Here is a 15,181-nt window from a genome sequence, read left to right as displayed (position 1 = left end):
AGTCCTCGGCGTCAGACCGTTCCCTGATTTCCTTCATCCAAGAGCTTGTATCCGGAAGACACGACGGTCTGAATGGCTTTGGTCAGGAATGGGATCTTTTGTCGGAGTCCGTAGATATGGACCTCGATGGTTCGGGTGGTCACTTGAGATTCATACCCCCAGACCGTTTCGAGAAGCATTTGACGAGTCAGCACCCTTCCCTTTCTTTTTAAAAGCTGCGCCAAGAGAGCGAACTCCTTGGCCGTGAGACGAACCCCTTGGCCGTTTACCTTGACCGATTGGCGCGCCTCGTCCAAGATGAGGGGCCCGTATTTGTGGAAGGACGACAAGGTCCCGATCTCCCTGTGCTCGTAGCGCCGCAAGAGTCCCTTGACGCGGGCCACGAGTTCTTTGGGGCTGAAGGGTTTGGTGACATAGTCGTCCGTTCCCAATTCCAGCCCGACGACCTTGTCCGATTCCTCGCCCAGGGCGGTGAGCATCAAAATGGGCAATCGCGATGTGGCCGCGTCTTGGCGCAGTTTTTTGCAAACCTCGAAACCGTCCATGTGAGGAAGGATGATGTCCAGAATCAACAGATCCGGAGAGTTTTTCCGGACCTGTTTAAGCCCCATCACTCCATCGGAAGCCGTGCCGACAGAGTATCCTTCCTGCTTCAGGTAATGTGCGACGAGGCTGGAAGTGTCCGGATCGTCTTCGATGATCAGAACTTTTTTCGGCATGGGGTGTCCGGTTCTGAATTGAATATCGCCTGTAATTTGTCCGACAGCATAGAAGGGTCTTGTTACCTTGATCTCAAGAGCGTGTTACAAAAGAGTAATATTTGAGAACGATCGACGTCGACCTTTTTTGAAAGCTCCCGTATCCTCCGTCCTCCTCCCATCTACGGCCCTCCGGGAAATTGAATCCGATTTAACCGGATCTTGACCGGGCTTTAATTTGTTCGTCATAGACTTTGTTCGCTTCCGCGCGAAGCGTGTCATCCGGTCTCTCCTTCGACGCCGGGTCCGAGTCGTTCCCCCGCGATGCGGATTGGGGTCGATGGAGAGACGGGCTTCATCTGATATTTGATCAAAGAAAACGGGGAACAGTTTTACTTCATTTTATTTCATCTTGATCCGTTCTTAATGCGTGCGGTGAGATAATCGCCCAGGTTGAGCAAGGAAGCTCAGCCGTAGGAAGAAGCGGCTCGGAAGGGAGGGCGGCCGGGGGGACGCCTTATCAAGCGGCGGAAGGTTTCAGTAAAGTCGGCCGCGCCGGACCGTGCCGATTGCGCAACCCTCAACCATGAATCAAACGGAAAGGAGGAAACATTAAATCATAAAAACTTTACTTCATTTTATTTCATCTTGATCGGTTTTTAATGCCTGCGATGAGATAATCGCCCCGGTTGAGCAAGGAAGCTCAGCCGGAGGAAGAAGCGGCTCGGAAGGGAAGGCGACCGGGGGGCGTCTTCGGACGAGCCGGGTACGTAACCGTAATCCTTATTATAAGGAGAAGACAATGAATTACAAAACGAAGTTGAAACAAACAGTCCTCGGGATTTTTACCTTGGCTGTCATGTTCGTTGCGGGCTTTAACGGAAAAGCCCTCGCCGTTGATATCAATAACGGCGACCTGGTCTTGGCCGTCTTCGGCAATAACACCGAGTTCATCGACAATATCGGCGCGGCCACTCCGTTGCTCACACCGGGAGCGTCGACGAACTTTACCATCGATTCTTCCACCATGTCCGCGATACAAGGGACGAATTCTCCGGCTTGGGCCTTGATCGGTTTTTACTATAATCCGAGCACGGGTGATCCGACCTATCTTGTGGCCGGGTCGAGCCAGGACGCCAGCGCCTACACGGCGGCCCAGTTGTCGCAAGTGGCTCCGCAGAACGCCTGGAACACGGACGCCGTTTGGGCCGCGCTCAGTTCAGGAGACGGACTTTCCTCGAAGCTTCTTCCCGCTTCGGACCCCAATTCGTTCACAAGCAATTTCGGTACGAGCGGCACGCTGGCCGGCAGTTTCCCGGTCTCCATGCAGACGGGGCTCGGGGGCACTTTGGGCATTATTTCGGCGGATTATTCTTCCGATGCCATCGCCCAGCTGGGACATGCGACGTTGACGGCGGGCGGCTTGCTTACGATCTCCGGGAATGCGATTGCTCCGGTGCCGATCCCGGCCGCCATGGTGTTGTTCGGCACGGGTTTGGTCGGGCTGGTGGGTGTGGCCCGTCGCAATCTGATGTCCGTCTAAAACGTTCAACCATTAAAACATAACGAGCCATCAAAAAGGGTTCAATAAACTAAAAAGGAGAAATGCAGATGAAACCGATGAAATTGAACAAACTGGCCGTTGTAGGCGGCTTGCTCGCCGGCCTTCTTTGGATGAACGCCTCGCCGGCGTCGGCCCAGGTCGAGCAATGTACAGGACCGCAACCCACCTCGTGCGTTGCGTTAAATGCCGGCGGATCTTCCGCGGCCACACCGTTCATGACGCAGGTTCCATTAAACCTGCTGGACCAGGCCCCAAATCTTCCGATTCATTACGTAAACGGTGACATTGCAAGCCCGGTCATCACATCCGGCAAACTCCATGTCTGGACCGGATCGCGGGCCGGCGTGCCGACCATCATCCGGTACTCGGCCACGGGCTCTTCCGATGGGATCCTGAAACTTCAGAATCCGACATCCGACACGGCGCATTCGTACATGCACTATCTGGATCACCTTGCGAGCACCTGCACATCGGGACCGAACCTCTTGACCCGGGCCGCCGACGGCAAACAGTATTATGAATACACCGGCTGCAATACGATCGTCGCGGGAGATCTTCCGGTGACCATGGGGGCGGCGGACGTGGCCGGAAGTTCCTTCGGCCAAGTCGGGCCGATCACCACGGTCGTGAAGCCGTTGGACCAGAGCATGCTGACCAGCAACCAGGCGGCGATCGTGCCGTGGCAGTTCATCGTGGGAGAGCATGTCAAGAAAAACGTCGGCGGAGTTCTGGTGCCCGTGACGGGCTTGAACCGTACCGAAATCGAGGCGATCTTCAGCCGGAACGTCACCGACTGGTCTCAAGTCGGTCTGGTGACGGACGTGACCACGCCCGGCACTCCGGATGCGACCTCGCCGATCACCCTCTGTCTTCGCGCGGCGGGATCCGGTTCCAAGGCGGCGCTTGATCAAACCGTCATGAAAGACGCCACCGAGACCCCAAGCGGGTCGACGAATCTGACCCTCGCGGCCGATGGAGTCTACTTCGGACAAAGCACTCAGGATGTCCAGGACTGCATGAGAGGAAACGCGGGCTTGGGCCGGCCGGCTCATCCGAGGGGCATCGGCTACGTAGATGCCGACGTGAGCGTGGTTACGGCTCCTGCGTACCCGATCAAACTCGACGGCCTTTTTGCAAACGACGCTTCCCTGCCCGATCATAAGATGAACGTCCGTTGCGGTATGTACCTCTACTGGGCCGGGGAACGCTTGAACGTAAGGAACTACTCGGACCCGGGCATCTCGGCGGATCAGACCGCGTTGATGTCCGATTTTGTCACGAACGCGTCATCGTCGGCCACGGTCGCGCTTCTGCCGGCCGGGGCCTTCTGGGTCGCGGGCTCCGACATGTATACCTTCAAGAATGCGGATGCGGGCCCGGTGCAGTGGAAGGCCGGTGCGCATCCCTGCGCTCAGTAAAAGGGATTTCACAACAGCCATCGTCCTGCCGGGGACCGCAAGATCCCCGGCGGGGCTTTAGGCTCAAAGCATTGATCGAGGTTAACAATGAAAAACAAGATGGCTTTACTGGCTTTGCTGGTAGGCGTCCTGTGGGGCATCCCGCCGGGTCAGGCGTCGGCGGACTTGGTTGTGAACAACCCGGGTCTTGTGCTGATGATCGACGGGACCGATCATAACAGCGGGGATGCGACGTTTAATATTGACCTCACCCTGCCGGTTCCGATGTATGACTTTGGGTTTGTAGACGGCAGCGGGTTTACACCGATCGCCCTGGCGCCCAATGGTCCCGCTTCCCTGTATGGGCAATACACGTTTTCAGGCGGTTCTTTGGTGAATTTTGCGTTGCGAAATGACCAGACGAGTACGATCTACACAATCTCCGACCCGGCGGATTATGCCAATCAGGTTTATTTGAATCCGATCGATCCGTCTCATTCCGTCAATCCACAAGTGGCTTATACGTATTACAACACGCTGGCCATCGAGTGGGATTTGAACGGAAACGGGTTTAATCCTCTGCAAGACGCGGGAATAACGCTGACCTTTGCCGTGAATCCCTATGACGGCATGGCGCCGGCGCCGGTCCCGATTCCGACCTCCCTGTTGATGTTCGCTACGGGTTTGGTCGGCTTTGTCGGCATGAGTTGGCAAAGGCTATTTGGATAAACAATGCATTCCGCCCGGGGAAAAATTCTCCGGGCGGAATTGCTCCGGAGACATCATGAAACTCCAAAAAATACTGATCGTTTCATTTGTGGGTCTTCTTTTTTATTTCTGCGGCGCCGCCGCTCACGCGGATACGGTGTCGCAGTTGGACATTACCGGCGGGAGCCTCTCGTTGAATTTAGGGGCCTTCGGTTCTCTCTCCGGAAACTTTACACAGAACGGAACGCTGGCGATGGGGCAATTCCAGCCTCCGCCGGACATCTTTCCGCCGATTCCGATCGACGGACACACTTTCTCGATCTTCACCGCTTCCTCCGGCGGACTGTACGCTCCGCCGTCCGCGCAGATCTCCGGAACAACGGTGACGGCGGACCTCTCGTCCCTGTTTGCCGGAATTGCGGGACCCGTGATCAATGCGACCTTGAACATCGGCGGTTTGGCGACCGGCACCTACGATCCCAATACCGGGCAATTCAGCCTTTCGTGGCAACATGTTTATGTGGATGTTTCCTCCTTCACGATGAACCTGCAGGGCACCACGGAAGTCGCTCCCGTCCCTCTTCCCGCAGCCTTGGGACTCTTTGCGACGGGGATCTTGGCCCTGGCCTTGTTGGGTTGGGGAGGGTCGGGTCGGATTTTGACCGATCTCTCGTAAGAAATGCGCATCGCCAAGAAACGCTGTTGTATGCCTCTCAAATTTCTGGTCTGCGCGGCGGCTTTATCGATCCTGTCGGTCCAGATGGCCGAGGCCTCCCTCGTCCAGGTGGTTCGCCCGAGTCCGTCCGGATGGGGATGGATCGCGGTCGCCGGGGATCTTGAAACCCCCCAGGAATTGATGGATCCGCTCCTCCGAAAACAAGAAAGCATGAGCGAAGGTCTGTTTTATATCCCGTTCTCGTCCAACGGATTCGCGGTCGGCCGGTGGGAAAAGGAAAACTTCGGGCCGATCTTTGCCGATGTGTTATTTTCGAAACCGCATGCCATGGATCTCCTCCCATCCTACTATCCGCCGGCGTCGATTTCAATTCCCGATCCATCGGTGACGGATGCTCCCGGCAGCGGCGATGTTCTTGGCGGTTCGAGCAATCCCTTTCAATTTCAACCGGGCGGTTTCTTTAGCGGGAGCCTCTCCGGCACTGTTCCCGCCTCTTTCTCCGGAGAGATCACGGGGACGACCGGAGGCAGCGTCGATATCGTTCTGAGCGGCCAAGTGAGCCCGGTATCCTCGGTCCCCCTCCCGGGCGCCGCGTGGCTCTTCGTCACCGGCCTCACGGGATGGTTCGGATTCCTACACCATCGTTCGTTGTCTCGGATGCTGGTCCGTCTAAGAGGGGTCACAAAGACCGGCAGGATGCGCTCAAAATGATTTTTTCTTTTCCGCCCCGGAAAAATTAACCTGAAGCTAACATCCGCATAACGGTCTTATAACAAGAAAAGGGGATGATCGTGTTCGAAACTTGAGCGCGCGTCCTTGCTGAAACATCGCCGTCGATTGATCCGGGTCGATGTACCGACCGTGGCCGTCATCCGGAGAAAGATTCCCCATGATCGGGTTCCGTTCTTTGGAGAGATCCGATCTCGGGCATCCGGCGCGGATCTGGATGTCACGATCTATGGCACCGAGCCCCCCGATTTCGCGGTTCGGACAGCAGCCGGCCGCATTCTTTGCTCTCCGGATGAGCCGAGGGGAAGAACATAGGGGGCGCCGCTTCAAAGATGGGATATGTTTTTGCGCTCTTGGTGATCGCTCTTGTCGGAAAAGATGTATTGCCTTTTGGAGACAGTTATGTGTTGCGCGGCATCTCCGAGGGACCGGCATTGATGGTCGGATTATACTGGCTCATGACATGGGGGAGTGCGGACCTCCCTAAGCGATATGCCCTGGTCTTTGCCTATCTGGCGCTTTTGCTTCTGACGTCGGTCGTTTCACGGAGGCCGCTCTATGTCGTTGTTCAGACCTCGTCGCTGATCGCCACGATCTTGTTTTTCATCGCGTACATCGAGACACAGCGGAAGGAGATTCATAAAAATAAGGCGGCCCTGATGATGACGGCGCTGGTGTTCACAGCGGTCTGTCTGGCCAGTTTGATCCTGGCCTATGATCGGCCTCAATGGGTCTATGAATCAACCCGGGAGGGATATCGATTCAACGGTCTGTTCGGCAAAGCCGCCATGATGGGGGCGGCATCGGGCATCCTGTTCGGTTTATCCGTGCTGGGCCGATGGAATTGGCCGCTTCGTATTGCGGGGCTGTTCGTCTCTCTTCCATGTCTCTATCTGACCGGATCCAGGACTTTTTGGGTGGCCGCGGTCGTGGCGTTGTGCGTCACCGCCGCTTTCTATTTTAAGCATAAGCGGACATGGACGACGGCTACGATTATCTTCGCGGCGATCTTGCCGTTGATGATGGCGGCGGCCGATCTTCGTATTTCATCGAAAGAGGAATCACAGATTTTGCGGGAAAAGTCCATAACAAATCTGTCGGGAAGAGTGACCATATGGAATGTCGCTCTTGCCAAGTTCTGGAACAGGCCTTTTTTAGGCTACGGATTTACAATCGGGGCGGATGCGTTCGACAACGAAGCGCAGGGACTGAAGGTTATGAAGGCACCCGGCACGGATGCGCAACATCAACGATCATTCACTCCGACGCTCCACGACGGTTTTATCCAGGCATTGCTTGATTCGGGCGCGTTGGGCGCCTTCCTGTACGTTGCGATTATCGGCTATGCCTTATGGGCGCTGTTTAAGCGGGACACGGCGAGACAATACGGGGCGGAACTGTATGTCTTAATTTTTATGAGCCTTTCGAATGTGGGTGAAACCGTTATTTTTTCCGCCGCCATGTACTCCGGAGTGCTGTATTGGTATATCGCGATCTTTGCCATGAGCTTGAGGCAAACGGAAAAAGGCGCGACCGCGTTGCCCCGGGCCGGGTCGGGCGCCCGGCCGGCGGCGGCCGGCTTCGACCGGCTCCGATTTCCCCGGGTCCGGCGGCAAACTCATTCTCTCCCCGTTTAGGAGGAGAGAGAAAGATCCAAGGGATGTTTGGAAGCATCGAGCCGTTGTCCTGAGCATGAGGAAAATGTCATGTGCGGCATAGCCGGGTTGATTGCTCGTGACCCTCTCCGGCCGGAACATTATGAACGGGTCTCGCTCATGAGCAAGGCCATGGTGCACCGTGGGCCCGACGGCGAGGGGCACTACTACGATAAGCACGTCGCTCTTGCGATGCGCCGCTTGAGCATCATCGATGTCGCCCGCGGATGGCAGCCGCTTCACAACGAAGACGGGACGCTGACCGTGATCGCCAACGGAGAAATTTACAATTACGTCGAGCTCCGCGCCCGGCTTCAGGCGCGAGGCCATCGGTTCGCGACGGGAAGCGACTGCGAAGTGATCGTGCACCTGTACGAGGAATACGGCCGGGACTGCGTTCATCACTTGCGGGGCATGTTTTCGTTCGCCTTGTGGGACGGTCGAGTAAGACGCCTGATCCTCGTCCGGGACCGGATGGGGGAAAAACCCCTGTACCTGTTCCTCGACCGCCAAATGCTGGTCTTCGGTTCCGAGTTGAAGACTCTTTTGAACTCGAAATTGCTTCCGTTTGAGTTGGACCCTCATGCCGTCGATCTGTTCTTCCACTTTAACTACGTCCCCGAACCGCGGACAGCTCTGCGACACCTCCGCAAACTGCCGGCGGCCCATATGTTGACCGTAGCCCTTGATCCTTGGAAGGTCGAGGAGACGGCGTATTGGAGCATGGACGAAATCGCGGCGCGTTCCGGCGATCCGGTCGAAGCGATCCGGGCCGAGTTAGAAACGGTAGGCGAACTCGTCGTGCGGTCCGATGTGCCGGTCGGCGTCGCGCTCAGCGGCGGGTTGGACTCCAGCGCGATCGCGGCCGTCGCCGCGAAGAAATACCCCGGTCAAATGCACGCCTTCAGCATCGGGTATTCCGGAAAGCCCCTTCACGACGAGCGCGCCGACGCGAAGGCCTTGGCGGACCACCTGGGCTTGCCGTTTCACGGAGTTGAAATTACCCAAGACTGGATGGTGCGGTTCTTTCCGGAGTTGGTGTATTGGTGTGACGATCCGATCGCCGACCTCTCCGGCTTCGGGTACTACGCCGTGATGAACGCCGCGAGGCAGGCGGGGGTAGCCGTCATGCTCCAGGGGCAGGGAGGCGACGAACTGTTCTGGGGCTATCCCTGGACGGCTCAGGCGGCGAAAGAATCGTTCCGCAAGGGCGCCGTTCCGGCCATGGGTCAACGCAGATTCCAAGACTATCTCTCGGTGCAGTGGCTTCCGCAGACGTGGTCAAAGCGCGGGTTGTGGAATTGGGGCACGTCGGCGGGCGGTCTGCGAACGTCGTGGGAATCCTTCCTTCGTGACCGGGACAGCCGCCGCGATCAAGCGGTCTTCTACGACCTGACGCCGGATTTCCGCATCGCGCGCCGCCAGATGCGAAATTGGTATGCCCCCGCGTTTGTCGAGTCGCTCGGAACCGCAACGCCGTACGACCCCTTCACGATCGCGCAACCATGGCCGCGTCCCGACATCCTGCTGACCCGGTTGATCTGTTCGACCTACCTTCTGGAAAACGGCATGGCGCAGGGAGATCGTCTCGGCATGGCCTCCTCGGTCGAGCTCCGACTCCCGCTCGTCGATTACCGCTTGGTCGAAACGGTGATCGGACTCCGCAAGGCACAAACCGATTATGAGTTGCCGCCCAAAGCGTGGTTCAGGACCGCCCTCAAGGGCATCTTGCCGGACTGGGTGCTCCGGCGCCGGAAGCGGGGGTTCCATCCTCCGGTCATCGAGTGGCACCGGGCCCTGTTCGCCAAGTACGGCCCGCTTCTCCACGACGGCTATCTTGTTCAGGCCGGCGTGCTCAAGCCGGAGGCCGCGCGAACATTGTCCGACGGTCCTTTTGCGCTGGGGGCGGTGGTTCCTCCGTCGTACAAAGCCCTGGTGCTGGAGATGTGGTGCCGACGATTTTCCGACGGGGGATGATCCCGGAAGCTGCGGGGATCCCGTCGAGTGAGGCCGGATGGGGGCTTGATGCAGACCGTGTCCATCATTCAACGGGAAATTCCTCATTACCGCGTGCCGTTTTTCTCGCAACTGAGCGCGCGCGGCGAGCGGGAAGGGTTCCGAATCACCGTGCTCAGCGCAGCCGAATCGGGACCTCCCCGCGGCGAATTTCGACACCGGCCGCTTCCTTCGCATCCGATCGGGAGAAGGGAGGGCGGACTCTGGCTTACGGGCCTGACCAAGGCGATCGCCGGATCGGATATTATCATCGCTCCCCAGGAGCTGCAGGGGTTGAATATCCCCTATTTATGGGCGCGACGGCGCGGGCTTTGTCGGCGGTGGATCTGGTGGGGGCACGGGTATAACTTCCAAGCGGTGGATCGCCTCTCATGGTCGCGGGCCGTGAAGGAAGCGGCGAAACGGTTCATGACCCGGCATGCGGACGGCCTGATCACTTATACCGAGGGAGGCGCCAACTATTGGCGCAAGAACGGCCTTCCGGGCGAGCGGGTCAGACCTCATTACAATACCATCGACGTGGAGGGTTTTCGGTCGGCCGCTGCGAAGGTGACTGAAGAAGATCTCGCGCGGGCCCGGGCGACTCTGGAACTCGATGAAAAAAGCGTTCTCTTGTTTTCGGGCCGATTGTACGGAGAGAAGCGTGTCGATATCCTCTTGCGGGCCTTCGCGCGGCTGCAGGAGCGCCGGCCGAACGCGGCCCTTCTGGTCGTCGGGGACGGTCCCGAGCGGAAAGGTCTGGAGGCCTTGCGGGATGCGCTGAACCTGCGGCATGCCCATTTCCTCGGAGCCTTAATCGACCCCGGACGTCTCAGCGTTTATTTCCGTCTGGCCGAGATGCTGGTGATCCCGGGATTGGTCGGCCTGGCCATCGTGCATGGATTCGCCTATGGACTGCCGCTGGTCACGACCGACTACCCCGCGCACAGTCCGGAGATCGAATATCTGACGACCGAGACCGGCGTCATGACGAAGCAGGACGTCGATGAATATGCGGCGGCGATTGAAGCCCTTTTGAAGTCGCCGAATCGACTCAAAGCCATGCGGGCCGCCGCCATGCAGGCGGGAGACGGGCTGAGGATGAGCGTGTCGGTGGAGCGTTTTCTTGACGCCATCAAGGCGTTTTCCAACCGACGCCGTCAAGTCATAATCCGGAGCAAAGGTGATGGAAAGTAAAACGACAACGATGCTCGAAACGGCGGAGGCGTCGGCGGTCATCGACCCGGGCTCTTCCGATCCTTTGAATAGCGGTTTCCCCGCACCCGAGCGCGTTTCGACGACGGGTGACGCGCCGGACGCCCTCGGCAGCAGCGCCCTCATCCTGGTCGCGTCCGTGTTCGGTTGCGGGCTCAACTATCTGTTCGGAATCTATCTCGCGCGTGTGTTGGGACCGACGGATTTCGGCCTGTATGCCCTCGGCCTCAGCCTCTTCAACATCCTGATCCTGTTTGCACCCCTCAGTCTCGATACGTCGGTCATGAAGTTTGTCTCGCAATCGCTCGATCGGGATAAAACGGGTCGGATCGGGCCGTATATCACCGCCGCGAGCGGCATGGCGCTCCTGTTCGGAAGCGCGTTGGGGGTCTGTCTGGCCTTGTTGGCGCACCCGTTGTCGGAGAAGGTTTTCGGAAAGCCCGATTTGGCGACGGTCCTGACCGTATTGGCCGTCGGAATTCCCGGGGCGGCCGTTTCGGCCGTTCTGCTTTCTTCCCTCAGGGCGTTGCACGATGTCCGGCGGTTTGTTTCGATCAAATATGTTGTCGAGCCGGGGGGAAAGTTTGCGCTCGCCGGACTCGCGCTCTGGATGGGGTGGGGGCTCGCGGGAGTTCTGGGAGCCGTTCTGGCGGTCCTCACACTGACTGCGGGGCTCGCGATCGCATGCCTTCTGCGAATGACGGACGTCCGTTCCCGTCACGACGGTTCCGGATGGAGGCGAACCGCTCCCGCGCTCCTGGCTTTTTCGTTTCCCCTGGTGATCTCGAATCTCTTCGGGGTGTTTGCGCCCCGGTCCGATATGCTGTTTGTGGGAGCGTGGTTTCCCTCCCGGGACGTCGGCGTCTACAGCGCCGCGTCGCAGACCGCGGCGATTCTCGGTCTCATCATGACCGCGTTTCATTCGGCGGTGATCCCGATGGTCGGGACTCTTTTCGCCCGGAAGGACCGCGTTCGTCTCAAATCGCTTTACGGGTTCACTTCTCGTTGGACCCTGGCTCTGTCGATCCTGATCTTCATCTATTTCGTGCTCTTCGGCCGGGAGATTCTTCATCTCTTCGGGGAGGATTTCACGAAGGGCGTTCCCTGGCTGATCATTCTGGCCGCGGGATATTTGGTGAGCAGCGCATCGGGACCGGCAACGGCGACCATCATCATGGCCGGATACCCGGGGACGATCATGATGAATTCCATCGTCATGGGACTGCTGTTGATCGGCGCGAACATGGTGCTGATCCCGCGCTACGGGCCGCTTGGCGCCGCGTGGGCGGTGTCGTTGAATGTGATCGCGGGAAGCATCCTGTGCGTTGCGGAAGCGAGGCGGCTCTGCGGCGTGATTCCGTTTTCACGCGGCATGGTGAAGTCGATCTTGGCCGGCGCTTTGACATTGGCCGTCGGAATGTTCCTGCGGTCGGAACACGTGCTGTCCTCCGCCGCGGCCGCGGGATTCGCGGCCACGGCGATCTTCGGCGCGGCGCTCTTGGTTATGAAAGTGGAAGCCGAGGATCGGGAGGCGCTTCGCGGTCTGGCCCGGAAGGTCCCGCCGCTTGCGCGATGGTTTCCCTCCGCCTCCCCGTGAACGCCGATGGACAACCCCGATCGACAGCCGAAAGTGTCCGTTGTGATTACGGCTTACAATGCGGAGCGGTATATTCGCGCCTCCGTGAGCGCGGCGCTGGCCCAGACCTATCCGAACTTTGAGGTTGTCGTGGTGGATGACGGATCGTTCGATCAAACGGGCGAAATTTGCGCGGCCGTCGATGACGCCAGGTTTCGGTATCTTCAAAGAGGAAGACTCGGACGGGGGCGGGCTCTGAATGAGGGTGTTTCCGCGGCGACGGGAGACTATATTGCGATCAACGATGCCGATGACTTGAGTTTGCCCCTTCGATTGGAATACTCGATGAGCTTTGCGCGCCGGCACCCGGATCTCGCTTTCCTGGGCACTGAATACGTCACGACAAATGTTTTTCATGAACATATCCCCCGGGAGTTACTGTCCACTTCCGGGGAGGCCGTTCCGGATCGGATCGGCTGGCTCAGTCCCATGACGGTGTACAGACGCAACGTCTTCGTCAACTCGACGTTGTTCTATCCTAAATCCACCTGGCGGCGGATCGGGGGATACGATGAGCGGCTGCCGCTCAGCGAGGATTACGACTTTCAGCTGCGCGCCTTGCAATACGGCAAGGCCGTCATTCTGCCCCGTCGCACCGTGCTGTGGTACACCAATCCCGGAAGCTACTTCAAACAAAAAAGCCGCCGGGAGCAGGTGGAGACCCTCAAGCTCGTCCGGCGAAGAGCCCACCGCTTGTTGAACTTGCCTCTCTGGCTCCGTTTATACCATCCCCTATGGGTGGCGGCATCCGGATGCACGCATGCGTTCCCTTCCTTGCTCACCGTTGTGAATGCCGTGAGAGGTGTCATAAGAGCGTTGATTCATTAATAGAGGATGGCCGTATTTATGAATGGATGCGCCGTGCGGATGAGAGGGGAAGACCGACCGTTATGAACAAACAACCTTTCAATGGTTTTGTACGCCATGGCGCGTCTGTTTGACAAGGCCGCGATTTTTATCGCGTGGGCGAGGAAGCGTCGACGTGTTTCGGCGGGCGACACGCCCGTCAAGGTCAATCTTGGTTCGGGTCTCACCGTCGCGCCGGGATGGATCAATGTGGATGCCAGCCTCAACGCGCTGGTTTCGGGGTTTCCGTCGTTCGTTCTGAACCGGTTGTACGACTGGTCCGACAACCGGCAGTGGTATTCCCGCTCGGAGTATATCTCGATTTTAAAGAGCCACCGTTTCGTGCACCACCGCTTGGAGTACGGGGTGCCGTTTGAGGATGAGACGGTGGATGTGATTTATTCCTCGCACGTTTTGGAACACATGTTTCGGGAGGAAGCGGAACGGCTCCTGCGCGATGCGTTCCGCGCCCTCCGGCGGGACGGCCTGATCCGAATCGCCGTTCCGGACGTCGAGCACGCCTTTCGATTGTTCCAGCAAGGCGCAAAGGAGCAGGCCCTTGAATTCTTCTTTAACCGATCACGGGCGGGCTATTGGAATCACCACCACTATATGTACGATTTCGATCTGTTAAAGATGCTTCTGGAGAAGGCCGGATTTGCTCAAATCGAACGAATGACGTTCCGCGAGGGAAACGTCCCGGATATCGACATCCTCGATAACCGGCCGGACGAAACCCTTTTTGTCGAGGCCAGAAAATGAGTGTCCATCCGGTCGCCGGAAACGACGGCGCTTCGTCCGGATTCGCGCTCGTGAGTGACGTGAGGGCCGTCATGGCCGGCCGGTCGCACCTTCGATATCAGAATGCGTATGAATTTCTCGCGGCGTGAATTTCTAAAGCTGGCCGCTTTATCGGCGGGGGCCGGGCTGTGGCCGTTTTACGACGGAGCCGGGTCCGGGGAGGAAATGTACGAATCGCGCGCCATGTTTGACGAGAGCTTGAATTGGATCACGCCGCGCAGGGCGGAAAAAATGTGCGAAAGGATCAAACGGGCCGGCTTCAACGTGTTGATGCCGAGCGTATGGCATGGAAGGGGAACCAGTTGGCCGTCCGGCACGGCTCCCTGGGACAGCGATCGATTGGCGGACATCGCGAAGTCCGACCCGGGATTTGATCCTCTGGATAACCTGATCAAGACCGCCGGCCGTTATCAGATCGAGGTTCATCCCTGGTTCAATGTGATGTTAAGGCAGCGGGATTTTTTTCCGCAATTCCACGATCCGGGCACCCCCGAGCTGGCCTTCGATGTCCATCGCCCTGAGTTTCGGGACTTTATCTGCGACCTCATGCTGGAATGCGTCTCCCGGTATCCCGTGCAGGGGATCAATCTGGACTACATTCGCGCGGTGGGAATATCGCAAAGCCCGTACTGTATCGATGACTACCGCAAAGAAACCGGGAGAAATCTCGTTGCGGACCGTATGATTTATGGCGTGTCGAGCGATGCGCGAGGGGCCCTGGCCCGGTGGCAAGAAAAGGCCGTTGGAGAAATCGTGCGTCGAGTCTCGACGGCGGTTCGACAAACGGGGAGGAACATGGTGATCAGCGTATGCGCCAATCCGGGAAGCCCGGACACCTATATTCAAGGACAGGATAGCCTTCGGTGGGCCGACAGCGGGCTGATCGATGTGCTGTACAGCATGGAGTATTCCGAGAATCCGGACTGGACGCGACTGAAGGCCCTGAAGGCCCGTATGAAGCGGCCGCAGGCCATGGCGGTTCTTTGCGGGAACTTCGGTTTTATCGGTTCCAGCCGAAGGGCCGTCGCTCGGGATGGGGAAGAGGTCGCACGCGTGCTGGCGCAGTCCCGCGACGTTGGAGGGGGTAATGGGGTTGCCCTCTATCTGTACAATTTACTGACCGACGATCAGATAGAAAATCTTCGCAGAACGACATTTGCGACGCCGGCCCGTCCGCGTTGGAACAGAGCGACCGCGGCGGCGTAAGCTTCGGACGACCTTCGCTCATCGGGACGGCATGCACGGTTGTCTGAAGGCCGGA

At 58.3% G+C, this 15,181-nt stretch carries 14 protein-coding genes; 13 read left to right on the top strand and 1 reads right to left on the bottom strand.

All coding sequences use genetic code 11. From position 1 onward, the window contains the following. Positions 1 to 11: 11 nt before the first annotated feature. Positions 12 to 719: a response regulator transcription factor gene (locus tag VLY20_06120; protein ID HUK56217.1), complete on the bottom strand. Its 708-nt coding sequence runs from the start codon at positions 717 to 719 to the stop codon at positions 12 to 14. A 781-nt stretch (positions 720 to 1,500) separates the two neighbouring features. On the opposite strand from VLY20_06120, the gene VLY20_06115 reads away from it, so the two are divergent. The 13 genes from VLY20_06115 (at position 1,501) to VLY20_06055 (ending at position 15,126) form a co-directional block, all read left to right on the top strand. After that, entirely contained in the window at positions 1,501 to 2,241 is a 741-nt protein-coding gene (locus VLY20_06115; GenBank protein ID HUK56216.1) for a VPLPA-CTERM sorting domain-containing protein, read from the top strand. 68 nt (positions 2,242 to 2,309) lie between these two features. Next, positions 2,310 to 3,680 carry a hypothetical protein gene (locus VLY20_06110; protein ID HUK56215.1) on the top strand — a complete coding sequence of 457 codons (1,371 nt, stop codon included), beginning with the start codon at positions 2,310 to 2,312 and terminating at the stop codon, positions 3,678 to 3,680. Between the two features lie 87 nt (positions 3,681 to 3,767). Then, on the top strand, positions 3,768 to 4,388 hold the full coding sequence (locus VLY20_06105; GenBank protein HUK56214.1) for a hypothetical protein: 621 nt from the start codon (positions 3,768 to 3,770) through the stop codon (positions 4,386 to 4,388). Between the two features lie 55 nt (positions 4,389 to 4,443). Then, positions 4,444 to 5,043 carry a hypothetical protein gene (locus VLY20_06100; protein HUK56213.1) on the top strand — a complete coding sequence of 200 codons (600 nt, stop codon included), beginning with the start codon at positions 4,444 to 4,446 and terminating at the stop codon, positions 5,041 to 5,043. Positions 5,044 to 5,073: 30 nt separating this feature from the next. Further along, positions 5,074 to 5,754 carry a hypothetical protein gene (locus tag VLY20_06095; protein HUK56212.1) on the top strand — a complete coding sequence of 227 codons (681 nt, stop codon included), beginning with the start codon at positions 5,074 to 5,076 and terminating at the stop codon, positions 5,752 to 5,754. A 350-nt stretch (positions 5,755 to 6,104) separates the two neighbouring features. Further along, on the top strand, positions 6,105 to 7,409 hold the full coding sequence (locus VLY20_06090; GenBank protein HUK56211.1) for an O-antigen ligase family protein: 1,305 nt from the start codon (positions 6,105 to 6,107) through the stop codon (positions 7,407 to 7,409). A 69-nt stretch (positions 7,410 to 7,478) separates the two neighbouring features. Continuing rightward, positions 7,479 to 9,404 carry an asparagine synthase (glutamine-hydrolyzing) gene (gene asnB / locus VLY20_06085; protein HUK56210.1) on the top strand — a complete coding sequence of 642 codons (1,926 nt, stop codon included), beginning with the start codon at positions 7,479 to 7,481 and terminating at the stop codon, positions 9,402 to 9,404. Between the two features lie 48 nt (positions 9,405 to 9,452). Continuing rightward, the gene (locus tag VLY20_06080; protein HUK56209.1) at positions 9,453 to 10,619 is read left to right on the top strand and encodes a glycosyltransferase family 4 protein; all 1,167 of its coding nucleotides are present in this window, start codon (positions 9,453 to 9,455) and stop codon (positions 10,617 to 10,619) included. Further along, positions 10,609 to 12,234 (top strand): flippase, encoded by a 1,626-nt coding sequence (locus tag VLY20_06075; protein HUK56208.1) that lies wholly within the window; start codon positions 10,609 to 10,611, stop codon positions 12,232 to 12,234. The genes VLY20_06080 and VLY20_06075 overlap by 11 nt, the downstream gene beginning before the upstream one ends. Before the next feature lie 6 nt (positions 12,235 to 12,240). Continuing rightward, a complete protein-coding gene (locus VLY20_06070) occupies positions 12,241 to 13,101 on the top strand; it encodes a glycosyltransferase family A protein (GenBank protein ID HUK56207.1) in 861 nt (286 codons plus the stop codon). A gap of 96 nt (positions 13,102 to 13,197) precedes the next feature. Further along, a complete protein-coding gene (locus VLY20_06065; protein ID HUK56206.1) occupies positions 13,198 to 13,881 on the top strand; it encodes a methyltransferase domain-containing protein in 684 nt (227 codons plus the stop codon). Further along, positions 13,878 to 14,009, top strand: a complete 132-nt coding sequence (locus tag VLY20_06060; protein HUK56205.1) for a hypothetical protein — start codon at positions 13,878 to 13,880, stop codon at positions 14,007 to 14,009. Before VLY20_06065 ends, VLY20_06060 begins: the two co-directional genes overlap by 4 nt. Continuing rightward, positions 13,990 to 15,126: a family 10 glycosylhydrolase gene (locus tag VLY20_06055; protein HUK56204.1), complete on the top strand. Its 1,137-nt coding sequence runs from the start codon at positions 13,990 to 13,992 to the stop codon at positions 15,124 to 15,126. The genes VLY20_06060 and VLY20_06055 overlap by 20 nt, the downstream gene beginning before the upstream one ends. Positions 15,127 to 15,181: the final 55 nt, after the last annotated feature.

This window comes from Nitrospiria bacterium (genome assembly GCA_035517655.1).
GTDB lineage: Bacteria > Nitrospirota > Nitrospiria > JACQBZ01 > JACQBZ01 > JACQBZ01.
Note: the sequence above shows the minus strand (reverse complement) of the source record. Positions and strands in the feature narration are given on the sequence as shown.